At 67.8% G+C, this 283-nt stretch carries 1 pseudogene; it reads right to left on the bottom strand.

Features of this window, described 5'->3' with window-relative positions:
• Positions 1–283 (bottom strand): annotated as a pseudogene (locus KW839_RS27375) (phospholipase); the annotation flags it as partial.

Below are 283 nucleotides of genomic sequence, written 5' to 3' on the forward strand. Positions count from 1 at the left end.
CCTGCAGGTAGAGCGTCTCGATGTCGCGTTTGCCCTCCTGGGCCTGGGTGCGCAGGATCTGCGCAATCTGCCGCGTGGCACCGGGGGCGCATTGCAGTTGCAGCCCGACTTGCTTGGCCTGTCGCGACGCCAGCAGGTCCTCGCCGGTTTCCTTGCGCCAGGCCGTGGCGAAATTGTGGTGCAGGTGTTCGAGGATCGGGCCGCTGACCTGGCTGGAGATGTCCTGGCGCGGGGTGTCGCCACGGGGACCGAGGTTGGGGGCCGGTTTGCTGTCCTTGGCACG

The organism is Pseudomonas sp. PDM31 (genome assembly GCF_019218965.1).
Taxonomy (GTDB): Bacteria; Pseudomonadota; Gammaproteobacteria; order Pseudomonadales; family Pseudomonadaceae; genus Aquipseudomonas.